General features: G+C 44.4%; 29 protein-coding genes and 1 rRNA gene. All 30 read right to left on the bottom strand.

What is annotated here, in order from left to right:
- Nucleotides 1-74: 74 nt before the first annotated feature.
- Nucleotides 75-1,609 (bottom strand): 16S ribosomal RNA (locus RDV63_RS02810).
- Between the two features lie 697 nt (nucleotides 1,610-2,306).
- Nucleotides 2,307-2,705: a 50S ribosomal protein L17 gene (gene rplQ / locus RDV63_RS02805; RefSeq protein ID WP_313907989.1), complete on the bottom strand. Its 399-nt coding sequence runs from the start codon at nucleotides 2,703-2,705 to the stop codon at nucleotides 2,307-2,309.
- 39 nt (nucleotides 2,706-2,744) lie between these two features.
- Nucleotides 2,745-3,734: a DNA-directed RNA polymerase subunit alpha gene (locus tag RDV63_RS02800; protein ID WP_313907988.1), complete on the bottom strand. Its 990-nt coding sequence runs from the start codon at nucleotides 3,732-3,734 to the stop codon at nucleotides 2,745-2,747.
- 24 nt (nucleotides 3,735-3,758) lie between these two features.
- Complete coding sequence (gene rpsD, locus RDV63_RS02795; RefSeq protein WP_313907987.1) at nucleotides 3,759-4,379, bottom strand: 30S ribosomal protein S4; 621 nt, start codon at nucleotides 4,377-4,379, stop codon at nucleotides 3,759-3,761.
- Between the two features lie 33 nt (nucleotides 4,380-4,412).
- Nucleotides 4,413-4,802 (bottom strand): 30S ribosomal protein S11, encoded by a 390-nt coding sequence (rpsK, locus tag RDV63_RS02790; RefSeq protein WP_313907986.1) that lies wholly within the window; start codon nucleotides 4,800-4,802, stop codon nucleotides 4,413-4,415.
- 15 nt (nucleotides 4,803-4,817) lie between these two features.
- Nucleotides 4,818-5,174 carry a 30S ribosomal protein S13 gene (rpsM, locus tag RDV63_RS02785; RefSeq protein WP_313907985.1) on the bottom strand — a complete coding sequence of 119 codons (357 nt, stop codon included), beginning with the start codon at nucleotides 5,172-5,174 and terminating at the stop codon, nucleotides 4,818-4,820.
- Between the two features lie 131 nt (nucleotides 5,175-5,305).
- Nucleotides 5,306-5,419: a 50S ribosomal protein L36 gene (gene rpmJ / locus RDV63_RS02780; protein WP_313907984.1), complete on the bottom strand. Its 114-nt coding sequence runs from the start codon at nucleotides 5,417-5,419 to the stop codon at nucleotides 5,306-5,308.
- Between the two features lie 21 nt (nucleotides 5,420-5,440).
- Entirely contained in the window at nucleotides 5,441-6,769 is a 1,329-nt protein-coding gene (gene secY / locus RDV63_RS02775) for a preprotein translocase subunit SecY (RefSeq protein ID WP_313907983.1), read from the bottom strand.
- Between the two features lie 15 nt (nucleotides 6,770-6,784).
- Nucleotides 6,785-7,219 carry a 50S ribosomal protein L15 gene (gene rplO, locus RDV63_RS02770; protein ID WP_313907982.1) on the bottom strand — a complete coding sequence of 145 codons (435 nt, stop codon included), beginning with the start codon at nucleotides 7,217-7,219 and terminating at the stop codon, nucleotides 6,785-6,787.
- A gap of 3 nt (nucleotides 7,220-7,222) precedes the next feature.
- Nucleotides 7,223-7,405, bottom strand: a complete 183-nt coding sequence (rpmD, locus tag RDV63_RS02765; RefSeq protein WP_313907981.1) for a 50S ribosomal protein L30 — start codon at nucleotides 7,403-7,405, stop codon at nucleotides 7,223-7,225.
- A gap of 6 nt (nucleotides 7,406-7,411) precedes the next feature.
- Nucleotides 7,412-7,915 carry a 30S ribosomal protein S5 gene (rpsE, locus tag RDV63_RS02760; protein ID WP_070047699.1) on the bottom strand — a complete coding sequence of 168 codons (504 nt, stop codon included), beginning with the start codon at nucleotides 7,913-7,915 and terminating at the stop codon, nucleotides 7,412-7,414.
- A gap of 9 nt (nucleotides 7,916-7,924) precedes the next feature.
- Nucleotides 7,925-8,275 carry a 50S ribosomal protein L18 gene (gene rplR, locus RDV63_RS02755; protein ID WP_313907980.1) on the bottom strand — a complete coding sequence of 117 codons (351 nt, stop codon included), beginning with the start codon at nucleotides 8,273-8,275 and terminating at the stop codon, nucleotides 7,925-7,927.
- Between the two features lie 9 nt (nucleotides 8,276-8,284).
- The gene (gene rplF / locus RDV63_RS02750) at nucleotides 8,285-8,818 is read right to left on the bottom strand and encodes a 50S ribosomal protein L6 (protein WP_313907979.1); all 534 of its coding nucleotides are present in this window, start codon (nucleotides 8,816-8,818) and stop codon (nucleotides 8,285-8,287) included.
- A 15-nt stretch (nucleotides 8,819-8,833) separates the two neighbouring features.
- Nucleotides 8,834-9,226: a 30S ribosomal protein S8 gene (gene rpsH, locus RDV63_RS02745; protein WP_313907978.1), complete on the bottom strand. Its 393-nt coding sequence runs from the start codon at nucleotides 9,224-9,226 to the stop codon at nucleotides 8,834-8,836.
- A gap of 21 nt (nucleotides 9,227-9,247) precedes the next feature.
- Entirely contained in the window at nucleotides 9,248-9,553 is a 306-nt protein-coding gene (gene rpsN / locus RDV63_RS02740; RefSeq protein WP_313907977.1) for a 30S ribosomal protein S14, read from the bottom strand.
- Nucleotides 9,554-9,564: 11 nt separating this feature from the next.
- Nucleotides 9,565-10,104, bottom strand: a complete 540-nt coding sequence (gene rplE / locus RDV63_RS02735; protein ID WP_313907976.1) for a 50S ribosomal protein L5 — start codon at nucleotides 10,102-10,104, stop codon at nucleotides 9,565-9,567.
- A 19-nt stretch (nucleotides 10,105-10,123) separates the two neighbouring features.
- Nucleotides 10,124-10,438, bottom strand: a complete 315-nt coding sequence (rplX, locus tag RDV63_RS02730) for a 50S ribosomal protein L24 (RefSeq protein WP_313907975.1) — start codon at nucleotides 10,436-10,438, stop codon at nucleotides 10,124-10,126.
- Nucleotides 10,439-10,447: 9 nt separating this feature from the next.
- Nucleotides 10,448-10,816, bottom strand: coding sequence for a 50S ribosomal protein L14 (gene rplN / locus RDV63_RS02725; RefSeq protein WP_070047706.1), 369 nt, complete (start codon nucleotides 10,814-10,816; stop codon nucleotides 10,448-10,450).
- A gap of 164 nt (nucleotides 10,817-10,980) precedes the next feature.
- A complete protein-coding gene (gene rpsQ, locus RDV63_RS02720) occupies nucleotides 10,981-11,235 on the bottom strand; it encodes a 30S ribosomal protein S17 (RefSeq protein WP_313907974.1) in 255 nt (84 codons plus the stop codon).
- Complete coding sequence (gene rpmC / locus RDV63_RS02715; protein ID WP_313907973.1) at nucleotides 11,235-11,426, bottom strand: 50S ribosomal protein L29; 192 nt, start codon at nucleotides 11,424-11,426, stop codon at nucleotides 11,235-11,237. Before rpmC ends, rpsQ begins: the two co-directional genes overlap by 1 nt.
- Complete coding sequence (rplP, locus tag RDV63_RS02710; RefSeq protein ID WP_313907972.1) at nucleotides 11,426-11,839, bottom strand: 50S ribosomal protein L16; 414 nt, start codon at nucleotides 11,837-11,839, stop codon at nucleotides 11,426-11,428. Before rplP ends, rpmC begins: the two co-directional genes overlap by 1 nt.
- 12 nt (nucleotides 11,840-11,851) lie before the next feature.
- On the bottom strand, nucleotides 11,852-12,565 hold the full coding sequence (gene rpsC / locus RDV63_RS02705) for a 30S ribosomal protein S3 (protein WP_313907971.1): 714 nt from the start codon (nucleotides 12,563-12,565) through the stop codon (nucleotides 11,852-11,854).
- Nucleotides 12,566-12,574: 9 nt separating this feature from the next.
- Complete coding sequence (rplV, locus tag RDV63_RS02700; protein WP_313907970.1) at nucleotides 12,575-12,907, bottom strand: 50S ribosomal protein L22; 333 nt, start codon at nucleotides 12,905-12,907, stop codon at nucleotides 12,575-12,577.
- A 10-nt stretch (nucleotides 12,908-12,917) separates the two neighbouring features.
- Nucleotides 12,918-13,196 (bottom strand): 30S ribosomal protein S19, encoded by a 279-nt coding sequence (rpsS, locus tag RDV63_RS02695; RefSeq protein ID WP_070047712.1) that lies wholly within the window; start codon nucleotides 13,194-13,196, stop codon nucleotides 12,918-12,920.
- A gap of 16 nt (nucleotides 13,197-13,212) precedes the next feature.
- Complete coding sequence (gene rplB, locus RDV63_RS02690) at nucleotides 13,213-14,037, bottom strand: 50S ribosomal protein L2 (RefSeq protein ID WP_313907969.1); 825 nt, start codon at nucleotides 14,035-14,037, stop codon at nucleotides 13,213-13,215.
- 16 nt (nucleotides 14,038-14,053) lie between these two features.
- Nucleotides 14,054-14,353, bottom strand: a complete 300-nt coding sequence (gene rplW / locus RDV63_RS02685; RefSeq protein WP_405047950.1) for a 50S ribosomal protein L23 — start codon at nucleotides 14,351-14,353, stop codon at nucleotides 14,054-14,056.
- Complete coding sequence (gene rplD, locus RDV63_RS02680; protein ID WP_070047715.1) at nucleotides 14,353-14,958, bottom strand: 50S ribosomal protein L4; 606 nt, start codon at nucleotides 14,956-14,958, stop codon at nucleotides 14,353-14,355. The genes rplW and rplD overlap by 1 nt, the downstream gene beginning before the upstream one ends.
- A gap of 18 nt (nucleotides 14,959-14,976) precedes the next feature.
- Nucleotides 14,977-15,615 (bottom strand): 50S ribosomal protein L3, encoded by a 639-nt coding sequence (gene rplC / locus RDV63_RS02675; protein ID WP_313907968.1) that lies wholly within the window; start codon nucleotides 15,613-15,615, stop codon nucleotides 14,977-14,979.
- A 29-nt stretch (nucleotides 15,616-15,644) separates the two neighbouring features.
- On the bottom strand, nucleotides 15,645-15,956 hold the full coding sequence (gene rpsJ / locus RDV63_RS02670) for a 30S ribosomal protein S10 (protein ID WP_070047717.1): 312 nt from the start codon (nucleotides 15,954-15,956) through the stop codon (nucleotides 15,645-15,647).
- Between the two features lie 218 nt (nucleotides 15,957-16,174).
- Nucleotides 16,175-17,041 (bottom strand): phospholipase A, encoded by an 867-nt coding sequence (locus RDV63_RS02665; RefSeq protein WP_313907967.1) that lies wholly within the window; start codon nucleotides 17,039-17,041, stop codon nucleotides 16,175-16,177.
- Nucleotides 17,042-17,045: the final 4 nt, after the last annotated feature.

Below are 17,045 nucleotides of genomic sequence, written 5' to 3'. Positions count from 1 at the left end.
CGCAAGAACTTTATTTGCTCTATCTCTGCAATCAATCATGTGTGTGAACACTTATAACTTTATTTCACTTAAGGTAAGGAGGTGATCCAACCCCAGGTTCCCCTAGGGTTACCTTGTTACGACTTCACCCCAGTCATGAATCACAAAGTGGTAAACGCCCTCCCGAAGGTTAAGCTATCTACTTCTTTTGCAACCCACTCCCATGGTGTGACGGGCGGTGTGTACAAGGCCCGGGAACGTATTCACCGTGGCATTCTGATCCACGATTACTAGCGATTCCTACTTCACGCAGTCGAGTTGCAGACTGCGATCCGGACTACGATATGCTTTATGAGATCCGCTCACTGTCGCCAGCTTGCCTCCCTCTGTACATACCATTGTAGCACGTGTGTAGCCCTACTCGTAAGGGCCATGATGACTTGACGTCGTCCCCACCTTCCTCCGGTTTATCACCGGCAGTCTCCCTAGAGTTCCCACCATTACGTGCTGGCAACTAAGGATAAGGGTTGCGCTCGTTGCGGGACTTAACCCAACATTTCACAACACGAGCTGACGACAGCCATGCAGCACCTGTCTTAGCGTTCCCGAAGGCACAATCGTATCTCTACAATCTTCGCTAGATGTCAAGAGTAGGTAAGGTTCTTCGCGTTGCGTCGAATTAAACCACATGCTCCACCGCTTGTGCGGGCCCCCGTCAATTCATTTGAGTTTTAATCTTGCGACCGTACTCCCCAGGCGGTCTACTTAGTGCGTTAGCTGCGCTACTCACAGTACAAGACCGCGAACAGCTAGTAGACATCGTTTACGGCGTGGACTACCAGGGTATCTAATCCTGTTTGCTCCCCACGCTTTCGTACCTCAGCGTCAGTATTGTGCCAGGGGGCCGCCTTCGCCACTGGTATTCCTCCAAATCTCTACGCATTTCACCGCTACACTTGGAATTCTACCCCCCTCTCACATACTCTAGCCAACCAGTTTTGAATGCAATTCCCAGGTTGAGCCCGGGGCTTTCACATCCAACTTAATTAACCGCCTACGTACGCTTTACGCCCAGTAATTCCGATTAACGCTTGCACCCCTCGTATTACCGCGGCTGCTGGCACGAAGTTAGCCGGTGCTTCTTCTGCGAGTAACGTCAAAAATAAGCGCTATTAACACTTACCCCTTCCTCCTCGCTGAAAGTGCTTTACAACCCGAAGGCCTTCTTCACACACGCGGCATGGCTGGATCAGGCTTGCGCCCATTGTCCAATATTCCCCACTGCTGCCTCCCGTAGGAGTCTGGGCCGTGTCTCAGTCCCAGTGTGGCTGATCATCCTCTCAAACCAGCTAGAGATCGTCGCCTTGGTGAGCCATTACCTCACCAACTAGCTAATCTCACGTAGGTACATCAAACAGCGAATGGCCCGAAGGTCCCATTCTTTGGTCCGTAGACGTTATGCGGTATTAACAGTCGTTTCCAACTGGTATCCCCCTCTGCTTGGCAGTTCCCTACGCATTACTCACCCGTCCGCCGCTCGTCATCACCCGAAGGCATGTTACCGCTCGACTTGCATGTGTTAGGCCTGCCGCCAGCGTTCAATCTGAGCCATGATCAAACTCTTCTATTAAAGTTCTTTCTGCTACCTAAGTAGCTGCTCAATTGTACTGACTTAAAACATATTTCTATGTGTAGTCACTCAACCGATGTATTTCATTTTTGTGAAATGCCATCATAAGTGCTCACACAGATGATTGATTGCGAATTGTTAAAGAGCGTGCGTTTACTTTTAAATAAACGCGAAGCTTTCGCTTCAGTTAGACTTTGGCTGCTTTCGCTTGCCGCCGTCTGTGTGTTGCGCATTATAGAGATCAAACCATAACGATCAAGATCTATTTTGCATAAAGTTGATCGACAGCGTGTTTTTTAATCAATGTGGCTAAATAATCGATAAATTGATTGTTTAGCCAGCAGTTGTGACAGCTTGAACACTATTCTAATTGTCACTAATAGCTATAAGTGCACATATTGTGCTTAATAAACCGTAAAACAGATAAAAAGTGGATACTTCAGCTGCCACTATGCTTAATTTAGTAAGCTAATTGTCAAACAGATGATGTTTAGCCACAACCCCTCTATTAAAATCTATTTTCAAACTTCTTCAAAAATCGATAATGCTAAGTAATAGTAGTTATTTACGATCAACAGAAAATGAGAAGTAATATAGAAGAGTAATCTAGCAATCAATATTAAAGAGGAAAACTATTAGCTATAAAAAGGCGTAAAAAAAAGCCGGTTATTAACCGGCTTTTTTATTAGTTATATGCTTATTCTGCAGCAGTTTCTTCAACTGGCAGTGCGTCCACTTCTGGACGATCGACTAATTCGATATAAGCCATAGGTGCGTTATCACCTGTACGGAAGCCACACTTCATAATACGAGTGTAACCACCTGGACGCGCGTTGTAACGCGGACCTAAAACATTAAATAACAAACCAACTACTTCTTTATCACGAGTACGGGCAAAAGCTAAACGGCGATTTGCAACGCTGTCATTTTTTGCCAAAGTGATCAATGGCTCGATCACACGGCGTAACTCTTTAGCTTTAGGCACGGTCGTTTTGATGATTTCGTGCTTCACCAACGAACTTGCCATATTGCGGAACATTGCCGTACGGTGGCTGCTGTTCCGATTTAATTGACGACCACTCTTACGATGGCGCATGATCTATTCCTTCTCACTAAACCAGAAACTGATGCCTGATTAGTCTTTATTTACCAAACTCGCTGGCGGCCAGTTTTCTAAGCGCATGCCTAGTGATAACCCGCGCGATGCCAACACGTCTTTGATTTCGGTAAGTGACTTTTTACCTAAGTTAGGTGTTTTCAATAACTCTACTTCGGTACGTTGAACCAGATCACCAATGTACTGTATCTGCTCTGCTTTTAAGCAGTTAGCAGAGCGAACTGTTAATTCTAAATCATCGACCGGACGTAACAGAATCGGATCAAACTCCGGTTTCTCTTCGCGTTTTTCCGGCTCGCTCTTATCGCGCAACTCGACGAAGAATTCTAACTGTTCGGCTAGAATCGTTGCTGCACGGCGGATGGCTTCTTCTGGCTCTACTGTGCCATTAGTTTCCATATCGATAATCAGTTTATCCAAGTCGGTACGCTGTTCAACACGCGCGGCTTCAACAGTATAGGCTATACGCTCAACTGGGCTGAATGACGCGTCAAGTAACAGACGACCAATAGGACGCTCGTCATCTTCAGAGGACAAACGCGCTGATGCAGGAACATAACCACGACCACGTTCAACTTTAATGCGCATACTGAATTCAGTATCACCAGTAAGGTTGCAAATTACGTGCTCAGGATTGGTGATAACCACACCGTCGTCATGCTGGATATCTCCAGCAACTACAGGGCCAGCACCTTTTTTCGTCAAAGTCAGCAATACTTCATCTTTGTCTTCCAGGCGAACGGCAAGGCCTTTCAGGTTCAATAAGATATCTATAATATCTTCTTGGACACCCTCTTTGGCGCTGTACTCATGGAGCACGCCGTCAATTTCTACTTCAGTCACTGCGCAACCAGGCATAGATGACAATAGAATGCGACGTAACGCGTTGCCCAAGGTATGCCCGAAACCGCGCTCTAGTGGTTCCAAAGTAACTTTGGCTCGAGTTGGGTTGATTTTTTCGATACCAACTAATCTCGGCTTAAGGAATTCGGTGACAGAACCCTGCATTGTACCCTCTCTTAACATTTAGCTTTACTTAGAGTAAAGCTCGACGATTAACTGTTCGTTGATGTCAGCTGACAAATCTGAACGCTCTGGTTGACGTTTAAACACGCCTTCAAGCTTAGTATTATCAACTTCGATCCAAGTTGGCTTCTCACGTTGACCAGCGATTTCTAGCGCAGCACCAATACGGGCTTGCTTTTTCGCTTTTTCACGTACAGAAACAACTTGTTCAGGCAATACAGCATGTGATGGAACGTTTACCACGCGACCATTTAACATGATCGACTTGTGGCTTACTAACTGACGTGCTTCAGCACGCGTGCTAGCTAGACCCATACGGTATACTACGTTATCAAGACGAGACTCTAATAACACTAACAAGTTTTCACCTGTATTACCTTTCAAACGAGCAGCTTCCTTATAATAGTTACGGAACTGCTTCTCTAATACGCCATACATACGACGTACTTTTTGTTTCTCGCGTAATTGTAAACCATAGTCTGACAAACGAGCGCGACGAGCACCATGTTGGCCAGGGGCTGTGGTTAAATTACACTTGGAATCAATTGCTCTTACGCCGCTTTTCAGGAACAGATCTGTACCTTCGCGACGACTAAGTTTGAGCTTCGGACCCAAATATCTTGCCATCTTCTTTCTCCAATAATCCGTGAAGCGCTGTAATTACACGCGACGTTTTTTAGGTGGACGACATCCGTTATGAGGGATAGGCGTCACGTCGGTGATATTTGTGATTTTGTAGCCAACGCCGTTAAGAGCACGAATCGCTGATTCGCGGCCTGGGCCTGGGCCATTCACAAACACTTCAAGGTTTTTAACACCATATTCTAACGCGGCAGTACCTGCGCGTTCTGCAGCAACCTGAGCAGCGAAAGGTGTAGATTTACGTGAACCACGGAAACCTGAACCACCTGCTGTTGCCCAGCATAATGCATTACCTTGACGATCAGTAATCGTCACTATGGTGTTATTAAAAGAAGCATGGATATGAGCCATACCGTCAGATATTTGCTTTTTTACCCGTTTACGAGTACGAACTGGTGCTTTTGCCATGTCTTATACTCCGTCCTATTTCCTAATCGCTTTGCGTGGGCCTTTACGGGTACGCGCATTTGTTTTAGTGCGCTGACCACGAACAGGTAAACTACGACGGTGGCGTAAACCACGGTAGCAACCTAAGTCCATCAAACGTTTAATATTTAACGTAGTTTCACGGCGCAAGTCACCTTCAACGGTGTACTTAGCAACTTCGTCACGAAGCGTATCTAACTGTGCGTCTGTTAACGCAGCAATTTTCATACTTTCTTCGATACCCACTGCAGCTAAAATACTTTTAGCGCGGGTTTTACCGATACCATAAACATAAGTCAATGAGATGACCGCATGTTTATTATCGGGGATGTTAATGCCAGCGATACGGGCCACTAACGTTCTCCTATAATGAAATTTAAATGTGTCAATTTGAAAAGCCCGTAAGGATACTCAAATTGCGCTTATAATGCAAACAATAACCGGGTTAAACTTTTCAGCTCAACCCGTTTTATTATTTTCTGCTATTAGCCTTGGCGCTGTTTATGCTTCGGCTCACTGCAAATTACGCGAACAACGCTGTGACGTTTGATCACTTTACAGTTACGGCAGATCTTCTTAACGGAAGCTCTTACTTTCATAACTTAAACTCCGAAAGTATCTTAACGGCCATAGCCTTTAAGATTTGCCTTTTTAAGCACAGAATCATATTGATGAGACATCAAATGAGTCTGAACCTGTGCCATAAAGTCCATGATAACAACAACGATAATCAATAAAGATGTCCCGCCAAAGTAGAACTGAACGTCCCATGCTACCATCATAAACTCAGGTACTAAACAGATAAAGGTAATGTACAATGCACCCGCTAGGGTTAACCGAGTCATTACTTTATCAATGTATTTTGAAGTCTGTTCACCCGGACGAATACCTGGGATGAAAGCGCCAGATTTCTTTAAATTATCTGCTGTATCACGCGGATTAAATACCAACGCAGTATAGAAGAAACAAAAGAAAATAATAGCGGCTGAGTATAACATCATATACAACGGTTGTCCCGGAGATAATGTTAATGCTAATTCCTGTAAGAAATTAGCCAGCATGCCTTCACCTGAACCAAACCAACTGGCTATGGTACCAGGGAACAAAATAATGCTGGATGCAAATATCGGTGGTATTACACCAGCCATATTAACCTTTAAAGGTAAATGGCTACTTTGGGCAGCAAACACCTGACGGCCTTGCTGACGCTTAGCATAATTAACTACAATACGACGTTGACCGCGCTCAAAGAACACTACAAACCACGTTATTGAAATTACAATTACACCGATTGCTACCAACAATAAGAAGTGCAAATCGCCCTGACGTGCCTGCTCTATCGTCTGACCAATGGCAGACGGGAAGCCCGCAACAATACCGGTAAAAATTAGTAACGAGATACCATTACCAATGCCGCGCTCTGTAATTTGCTCACCTAACCACATTAAAAACATGGTGCCAGTAACTAAACTTATTACTGCTGTGAAATAAAATGCAAAGCCTGGATTAATAACTAACCCTGGCATCATATTTGGTAAGCCTGTAGCTATACCAATTGCCTGTAAGGTAGCAAGTCCTAAGGTACCGTAACGTGTCATTTGGTTAATTTTACGCTTTCCAGCCTCACCTTCTTTTTTAAGCTCTGCTAAAGTCGGATGAACCACCGATAACAGTTGCACAATAATAGAAGCCGAGATGTAGGGCATAATGCCCAACGCAAATACTGATGCACGTTCAAGTGCACCACCGCTGAACATGTTAAACATTTCAACGATGGTACCTTTTTGCTGCTCAAATAACTGGGCCAGCACGGCGGCGTCAATTCCAGGAATTGGCACAAAGGAGCCTAGTCGAAATACGACTATAGCCATAAGTACAAATAATAGACGTGCTTTTAACTCACTGAAGCTGCCTTTTGTACTTTTTGAGTCCGAACCTGGTTTTGCCATCGCGTACTATCCTTATTATTCTTCGACTTTACCGCCAGCGGCTTCAATAGCTGCACGCGCGCCTTTAGTAGCGCCTAAACCTTTTACGGTTACTGGACGAGAAATCTCACCAGACAGGACTACTTTAGCAAACTTAATGTTGCGAGAAAGAATGTTAGCTTCTTTTAGACTTGCTAAATCAACTACATCACCTTTCACAGCAGCAAGTTCGTGCAACCTAACTTCAGCAGTCACTAATGACTTTTGCGAAGTAAAGCCGAACTTAGGTAAGCGCTGTTTCAATGGCATTTGACCGCCTTCGAAACCTGGACGCACTTTACCACCAGAGCGTGATTTCAAACCTTTGTGACCACGACCAGCAGTTTTACCTAAGCCTGAACCGATTCCTCGGCCGACACGGCGCTTATCTTTCTTTGACCCAGGTGCCGGAGCAATAGTATTTAATAGCATCTGTTACTCCTCCACTTTAACCATGTAAAACACAGCATTAACCATACCGCGAACTGAAGGTGTATCTTCTAATTCAACAGTATGACCGATACGGCGTAATCCTAACCCTTTGATAGTAGCCTTATGCTTCGGTAAACGACCGATGCTAGACTTCAGTTGGGTTACTTTAATTGTTTTCTTAGCCATGGCAAATTACCCCAGAATGTCATCAACGCGTAGACCGCGTTTTGCTGCTATTTGTGAAGGCGACTTAACAGACGCCAACGCATTGATAGTAGCGCGAACTACGTTGATTGGGTTAGTTGAACCATAACACTTAGAAAGAATGTGATGTACACCAGCAACTTCAAGTACGGCGCGCATTGCACCACCGGCGATTAAGCCTGTACCTTCAGCAGCAGGCTGCATATATACATTCGAGCCAGAGTGCACACCCTTAACTGGGTGATGCAAAGTGCTACCATTTAACTCAACTTGGGTCATGTTGCGACGTGCTTTTTCCATTGCTTTTTGAATAGCAGCTGGAACTTCACGTGCTTTACCATAACCAAAACCAACGCGACCATTACCGTCACCAACCACTGTTAAAGCAGTGAACGAGAATATACGTCCACCTTTTACTACTTTAGACACGCGGTTTACTGCAACAAGCTTTTCTTGTAAATCAGATTGTTGTTTAGCTTCTTCGTTAGCCATTAGCTACTCCTAGAACTGAAGACCGGCTTCACGCGCCGCGTCAGCTAAAGCCTGTACACGACCATGATACTGAAAACCACTGCGGTCAAAAGCACAAGCAGTAACACCTTTAGCTAGTGCACGTTCGGCAACCGCTTTACCTACAGCTTTAGCAGCATCAACGTTACCAGAGTACTTAAGTGACTCTTTAACTGATGCATCTAAAGTAGAAGCAGCAGCAATCACTTCAGCATTTGGTGCGATAAGCTGAGCATAGATGTGACGTGGTGTACGGTGTACAACCAAGCGATTCGCACCTTGTTCGATAATATTTCTGCGAGTGCGTTTGGCACGACGCAGACGAGCAAGTTTCTTATCCATCGTCCTACCTTACTTTTTCTTCGCTTCTTTACGACGCACGTTTTCATTTGCATAGCGCACACCTTTGCCTTTATATGGCTCTGGTTTGCGGAATGCCCGGATGTTAGCGGCAACCTGACCTACTAACTGCTTGTCTGCACCTTTAACCAAAACTTCAGTTTGGCTAGGCGTGTCGATAGTAATTCCTTCAGGAATATCAAACACGACTGGGTGAGAAAAACCAAGGCTCAGGTTTAATACTTTGCCTTCTGCTTTTGCACGGTAACCAACACCGTTTAATTCAAGTTTCTGAGAGAAACCTTCATTAACGCCTGTGATCAGGTTGTTGATTAATGAACGGGCAGTACCCGCTTGCGCATCAGCATCTACGAAATTTTCGCGAGGAACAGTGCGTAACACACCCTCTTCTACGACAATTTCAACAGCTGGGTTAACAGTTAATGTTAACTCGCCGTTTTTGCCCTTTACAGACACTTCCTGGCCGTTTTGCGTAAAAGTTACGCCAGCAGGAATAGTGACTGGGGCTTTAGCAATACGAGACATAGATTACTACCTCCGTTACGCTACGTAGCCGATAATTTCGCCACCGATTCCAACCTTGCGCGCGGCACGGTCCGTCATTAGTCCTTTAGAAGTAGATACAATAGCTACACCTAAACCACCCATTACTTTTGGTAATTCACCACGTCTCTTATAGATACGTAAGCTTGGACGACTAACACGATCGATAGTTTCAATTACTGATTTGCCTTGGAAATACTTTAAAGTAATTTCCAATTCTGGTTTAACTTCACCAGTTACAGCGAAATCGGCGATGTAACCTTCGTCTTTTAATACTTTCGCAATAGACACCTTCAACTTAGAAGATGGCATCTTAACCGCAACTTTATTAGCCGATTGGCCGTTACGGATGCGAGTAAACATATCTGCTACTGGATCTTGCATACTCATAGCTCGTTACTCCCGTGATTCTTACCAGCTAGCCTTACGAAGGCCAGGAATTTCACCGCGCATCGCCGCTTCACGGATCTTGATCCGGCTCATGCCGAATTTACGAAGATATCCGTGTGGACGACCTGTTACACGACAACGATTACGTTGGCGTGAAGGGCTTGAATCACGCGGCAACGTCTGTAACTTAAGAACTGCTGACCAACGGTCTTCATCAGAAGTCGCTGGATTCGCAATTGCATCCCTAAGTTCATGACGCTTTGCAGCGAACTTGGCTACCAGTTGTGCACGCTTTAATTCACGTGCTTTCATTGATTGTTTTGCCATGACCCTACACCTTATTTCTTAAATGGGAAGTTAAACGCGGCAAGTAAAGCACGTCCTTCGTCATCGGTACGCGCTGTAGTTGTAATAGTGATATCTAAACCACGTACTGCATCTACTTTGTCATAATCGACTTCTGGGAAAATGATTTGCTCACGTACACCCATACTATAGTTACCACGGCCATCAAATGACTTTGGATTTACACCACGGAAGTCGCGAATACGAGGAATAGCAATAGAAACTAAACGTTCTAAGAATTCCCACATACGTTCGCCACGCAGGGTCACTTTTGCGCCAATAGGGTAGCCTTCACGGATTTTAAAACCAGCTACTGATTTACGTGCCTTGGTCACTAATGGCTTTTGGCCAGAGATAGCTGTTAAATCAGCTACCGCGTGTTCAAGGATTTTTTTATCAGCAACTGCTTCACCCACACCCATATTGAGTGTGATTTTTACAATCCGAGGGACTTGCATGACGCTGGTGTAGCCAAACTGTTTAAACAGTTCTGGGACTACGGTGTCTTTATAAATTTCATGCAGTTTCGCCATCGTATTACTCCAATAGCAATTAAATTACTTCGTTATTCGACTTAAAGAAACGGACTTTTTTGCCGTCTTCAAGGCGGAAACCTACACGATCTGCTTTACTCGTTTTAGAGTTAAAGATCGCTACGTTTGAAACATGAATTGAGGCTTCTTTCTCAACGATACCACCTGGTTGGTTCAGAGCCGGTACAGGCTTCTGATGCTTTTTAACCAAGTTAACGCCGGAAACATAAACACGTTGTTCGGCTACTAAAACTTTAGTAACTTTACCGCGCTTACCCTTGTCCTTACCAGTAAGAACAACAACCTCATCATCACGACGGATTTTACTAGCCATGGTGACTCCTTACAGTACTTCTGGTGCCAAAGACACGATCTTCATAAACTTGTCGCCACGAAGTTCGCGAGTAACTGGCCCGAAAATACGTGTGCCGATCGGTTCCAGCTTGCTGTTTAACAACACTGCTGCATTGCGATCAAAACGGATTAAAGAACCGTCTTGACGGCGTACGCCTTTGCGTGTACGCACCACCACTGCATTTAGTACATCACCTTTTTTAACCTTACCGCGCGGAATTGCTTCCTTAACAGTAATTTTGATGACGTCACCAATTGCAGCATAACGGCGATGTGAACCACCTAAGACCTTAATACACATTACGCTGCGCGCGCCGCTGTTGTCTGCGACTTCCAGCATAGATTGCATCTGGATCATCTTAGTGCTCCGCTATTATACTAAATAACCCTTTCAGGCTACGCTTTTTGTTAAAAACTACCCTCTTACAAAGAGGGCGCGTGATTATAACAGCACTCTTAGGAAAAAGGTAGCGTAAAATAAAAAACGGTTCCTGAAGGAACCGTTTTAAGTATCTTAATTACTTAAGATGCTGTTACAACGACTTCAACAAGTGTCCAAGACTTAGTCTTAGATAGTGGACGGCATTCACGTACTGTGACTACATCCCCTTCTTTACACTGATTTGTTTCGTCATGTACGTGCAGCTTGGTAGTACGTTTCATGAATTTGCCATAAATTGGGTGCTTCACTGAACGTTCAATCGCAACAACAATAGACTTATCCATTTTGTCGCTGATTACTTTACCTTGCAGTGTACGAATATTTTTTTCTGTCATTACGCACCTGCCTTCTGGGTTAAGATAGTCTTAACGCGCGCGATACTGCGACGCACCTGCTTAATTAAATGCGTTTGAGCTTGCTGACCTGTAGCTAATTGCATGCGCAAATTGAATTGCTCACGTAATAGGCTTAATAATTCAGCATTTAACTCTTCAACACTTTTGGTTTTTAATTCGCTGGCTTTCATCACATCACCGTCCGCGTTACAAAGGTTGTCTTAAATGGTAGCTTTGCCGCTGCTAATGTAAATGCATGACGTGCTAACTCTTCAGACACACCGTCCATTTCATACAGGACTTTGCCAGGTTTAATCTGACATACCCAGTGATCAACAGCACCTTTACCACTACCCATACGTACTTCTAACGGCTTAGAAGTGATTGGTTTATCTGGGAACACACGGATCCAGATTTTACCAACACGCTTCACAGCACGTGTCATAGCACGTCGTGCAGCTTCTATTTGACGTGAAGTCATTTGACCACGTTCTACAGATTTCAATGCATAAGTACCAAAAGATACTTTATCGCCAACCAAGGACATGCCACGGTTACGACCTTTGTGCATTTTACGAAATTTTGTACGTTTTGGTTGCAACATCGCTCAATACCCCTACTTAGCCTTACGTGCCGGTTTTCTCGGCGCTTTAGGTTGGTTATTATTGTTGGCGTTGTTTGCGTTTGCATTCAATGGTAAAGCTCCTAAGATCTCACCTTTGAAAATCCAAACTTTAACACCAATGATACCGTAAGTAGTTAGTGCTTCTGAAGTATTGTAATCAATGTCTGCGCGTAAAGTGTGCAGTGGCACTCGGCCTTCGCGGTACCATTCAGTACGTGCGATTTCTGCGCCACCTAAACGGCCGCTTACTTCAACTTTAATACCCTTAGCACCAATACGCATGGCGTTTTGTACCGCACGCTTCATAGCACGACGGAACATAACACGACGCTCTAATTGGCTACAGATTGAATCTGCAACTAACTTAGCATCAAGCTCTGGTTTACGTATTTCAGAAATGTTGATCTGTGCAGGTACACCGGCAATTGCCGCTACTTGCTTACGGATTTTTTCAACATCTTCGCCTTTCTTACCGATAATCACGCCTGGACGAGCTGTGTGAATAGTCACACGAATGCTCTTAGCTGGACGCTCGATATCGATCCGGCTTACTGACGCAGCTTTAAGTTCTTTAGTCAGATACTGACGAACTTTAAAGTCACCGTTTAAGAAATCCGGGAAGTCTTTCGTATTCGCGAACCAGGTAGAGCTCCATGGCTTAGTGATACCTAGGCGAATACCATTAGGATGTACTTTCTGTCCCATTTCTATCTCCTAGTTATCAGCTACAACCACTGTAATGTGGCTATTACGCTTAACGATACGATCAGCACGACCTTTAGCACGAGGCATAATACGCTTCATTGAAGGAGCTTCATCTACAAAGATGGTCTTCACTTTCAACGTATCAATATCCGCGCCTTCGTTGTGCTCGGCGTTAGCAATGGCTGATAAAAGTACCTTTTTAACTAACTCCGCAGCTTTTTTCGGGCTGTAAGTTAATATATTTAACGCCTTATCAACTGGCAATCCACGCACTTGGTCTGCAACCAAACGCGCTTTTTGAGCAGAAGAACGGGCAAATTTGTGTTTAGCTAATGCTTCCATCATTTACCCCTTAGCGCTTCTTGGCCTTTTTGTCGGCTGTATGACCACGGTAAGTACGAGTAGGTGCAAATTCACCTAACTTGTGACCAACCATCTCTTCTGAGACAAATACTGGTACATGTTGACGACCATTATGGACAGCGATGGTCAAACCGATCATATCAGGTATGATCATTGAACGACGGCTCCAAGTCTTAATAGGCTTCTTGTCTCCGCTTTCCAACGCTTTCTCTACCTTCTTCAGCAAGTGAAGGTCAATAAAGGGACCTTTCTTGAGAGAACGTGGCATGGCAATTCCTCACAAATTATTTATCACGACGACGTACGATAAGTTTATCAGTACGCTTGTTTGAACGAGTCTTGTAGCCCTTCGTCGGTACGCCCCAAGGGGTTACTGGATGACGACCACCAGATGTTCTACCTTCACCACCACCGTGTGGGTGATCCACTGGATTCATTACAACACCACGTACGGTAGGACGAATACCACGCCAGCGCATAGCGCCCGCTTTACCGTATTGACGAAGCATGTGTTCAGCGTTACCAATCTCACCGATAGTTGCACGGCAATCAGATAATACTTTACGTACTTCACCACTGCGTAAACGCAGAGTAACGTACTGGCCTTCACGCGCTAAGATCTGGGCAAAAGCACCAGCTGAACGAGCAAGTTGACCACCTTTACCAGGCTTCATCTCGATGTTGTGTACCACTTGACCAACTGGAATGTTGCGCAATGGTAAAGCATTACCTGCTTTAATTGGCGCATCAATACCTGAATGCAAAGTATCACCCGCTTTCAAGCCCTTTGGTGCAAGGATATAACGACGCTCACCGTCTGCATATAACATCAAAGCGATGTTTGCAGTGCGGTTCGGATCATATTCTAAACGTTCCACTTTGGCTGGTATGCCATCTTTGTTACGTTTAAAGTCTACTAAACGGTAATGTTGCTTATGACCACCACCAATATGACGGGTAGTGATGCGACCGTTATTATTACGACCACCAGATTTAACTAGCTTTTCTAACAAAGGTGCATAAGGCTTGCCTTTGTGCAGGTCTGGGTTAACCACTTGAATAACGTGGCGACGACCTGGTGACGTAGGTTTACACTTTAAAAGTGCCATTTCCTAACTCCTCTTCTTACTCAGCGCCGCCAACGAAATCGATTTCGCTGCCTTCTTTAAGAGTAACGTATGCTTTTTTCCAATCGCTACGTTTGCCCATACGCGCACCTGTGCGCTTGGATTTACCCTTAACATTAACAGTACGTACACCAACTACTTCCGTTTCGAACAGTTTTTCAACTGCTGCTTTAACGTCAGCTTTAGTCGCAGTAGTGGCAACTTTGAAAACGACTGTATTGTGTTTTTCAGCTGACACAGTGCTCTTTTCAGATACATGTGGCGCTAGAATAACTTTCAGTAAACGTTCTTCGCGAATCATGCTAACAGCTCCTCAAGTTGTTTAACTGCTGCTGCAGTCATTACTACTTTGTCGAAGGCGATTAAGCTGACCGGGTCAATACCGTGTACGTCACGCACGTCAACCTTATATAGGTTGCGTGCTGATAAGAACAGGTTCTCATCAACTTCGTTAGTCACAATTAATACGTCTTTTAAGTCCATAGATTTTAACTTTGCAGTTAATTCTTTGGTTTTTGGCGTTTCAACGGCGAAATCTTCCACCACAATTAAACGCTCTTGACGTACTAATTCAGACAGGATGCTTTGGATCGCACCACGATACATTTTACGGTTTACTTTTTGGCTGTGATCTTGTGGCTTAGCCGCAAATGTAACACCGCCTCCGCGCCAGATTGGGCTACGGATTGTACCAGCACGCGCGCGGCCAGTACCTTTTTGACGCCATGGCTTCTTGCCGCCACCGCGTACTTCAGAGCGTGTTAACTGTGCGCGAGTACCCTGACGAGCACCTGCTGCATAAGCAACAACGACCTGGTGTACTAAAGCTTCATTAAACTCACGTCCAAAGGTAGCTTCAGAAACTTCAAGAACGCCTTGAGCGTCTCGTAATGCTAATTCCATCACTTATCTCCTCAGACGTTAGCTTTTTACAGCTGGTTTAACGATCACGTCACCACCGATAGCACCAGGCACTGCGCCTTTTACTAACAGAATGTTGCGCTCTGCGTCTACACGAACCACTTCTAGTGACTGAACAGTTACCCGCTCAGAACCCATGTGGCCAGCCATTTTTTTACCTTTAAATACTTTACCTGGCGATTGGTTTTGACCAATAGAACCTGGTGCACGATGTGATAAAGAGTTACCGTGCGTAGCATCCTGGGTACTAAAATTCCAGCGCTTAACAGCACCTTGGAATCCCTTACCTTTTGATGTGCCAGACACATCAACTTTTTTCGCTTCAGCGAAAATTTCAACTGTAATTTCGTTGCCAACAACTATGTCAGCACCTTCGTTATCTGCTAGGCGGAATTCCCACAGACCACGACCAGCGTCCACACCAGCTTTAGCAAACTGACCAGCATCTGGCTTGTTCAGGCGAGAAGCCTTCACAGAACCAGCCGTCACTTGCAGTGCGCTGTAACCGTCTGTTTCTGCTGTCTTAACAGCAGTAACGCGGTTTGGTGTCGCTTCGATTACGGTTACTGGAATTGAAACGCCGTCTTCAGTGAAGATGCGAGTCATTCCCACTTTACGACCGACTAAACCGATAGCCATATCCTAAACCTCTCTATAAACCTGGCTGATTAGCCCAGGCTGATTTGAACGTCAACACCAGCAGGCAAATCTAAACGCATTAAAGCATCAACAGTTTTTTCTGTTGGTTCAACAATGTCGATTAAACGCTTGTGGGTACGGATTTCATACTGATCACGCGCATCTTTATTTACGTGAGGTGAAATCAATATAGTGAAACGTTCCTGGCGGGTAGGAAGTGGAATTGGACCACGTACCTGAGCGCCCGTACGCTTAGCTGTGTCAACGATTTCCATTGTTGACTGATCGATCAAACGGTGATCGAACGCTTTCAGACGGATGCGAATCCTTTGACTACTCATAAATCAAAGCCTCAAAGAGCAAAAAGAGCAAAAACAAACACAAGCCAACCTCCATTATGGAAGATGCTTATGCACCAAAGTAACGTTTGCTCCCCAATCGGGAGCACTGTCGACATTAAAGAAGCCAAAAGCAGCTTTAATGCACCAGTCAAAAAGCTAGACTGGCCGCGCATTATACTGCGTTATACGAATAACGCAATACATGTTTATAAATTAGACTATAAAATATCGTTTAACTCAAAACCAATTCCTAAACGTGTCACTGATCTATCATAGTCAATCATGCTTTCGCCATAACCATTAAATGCTTCGACGTAAAATCGTAAGTGTTCATTAAAAGGTATTGAATAAGATAATCTTATCGCGCCACGCTGCTCATCTCGCAAGTTGTGTCTAACCATCATCCGCCAAGTGGTTTCACCTTGTTTATAGGCAGCTGATAATTCAAACCAACCCATATATTCGCGTATGTCAGGGTTATCGTCACCTTTGGGATCATTAATAGAGGTTTTTCTACGCTCGTTAAATCGATACCAAGGTTCAAAATTGACAAATACATTACCAATTGATGTGACCCAACTTAATTTTAGTCGGTTCCAACTTCGAGACTCCAGCCCAGAACGGCCATTAGACTGGTGAGATAAACTTAAACTTATTATTCTACTGGCAGCTTCATCAACATTAGCGTAGTGAGGCAAAGTTAAAATTAATTCAGGTTCATAGTTGGTTTCCCTAAAAGGTGACGATACTTCATCATTATAGGCTTGCCAATAGGCTTGTTGAGTAAAAGCAAAGAACAAATATCCTTTGCCATCATAAATTCTGCTCCAGATTGGTGTTTTTAAACTTAATTGAAATTTTGCTTCTATATTATCCGCAGGAGCTGTTACACCGTCTTGGGTAATATTATTTCTGATGCCATTAACATAAGAAAATGGTAATAAGTAATTATTATGATGAGGTAATATACTAAAGGGTTTATAGGAATCCCAATCTTCTGACTTAAGCCTTTTCTCTAAAGCATCTGCAGCATCAACTGCTGATGTAAACAATAAGGCTAACAAGCATCCAAGCAAAAATCGCATAACT

Source organism: Rheinheimera sp. MMS21-TC3 (assembly GCF_032229285.1).
In the GTDB taxonomy this organism is placed as follows: domain Bacteria; phylum Pseudomonadota; class Gammaproteobacteria; order Enterobacterales; family Alteromonadaceae; genus Alishewanella.
The sequence above is the reverse complement of the archived record's forward strand: the minus strand, read 5'-3'. Positions and strand labels throughout refer to the sequence as shown.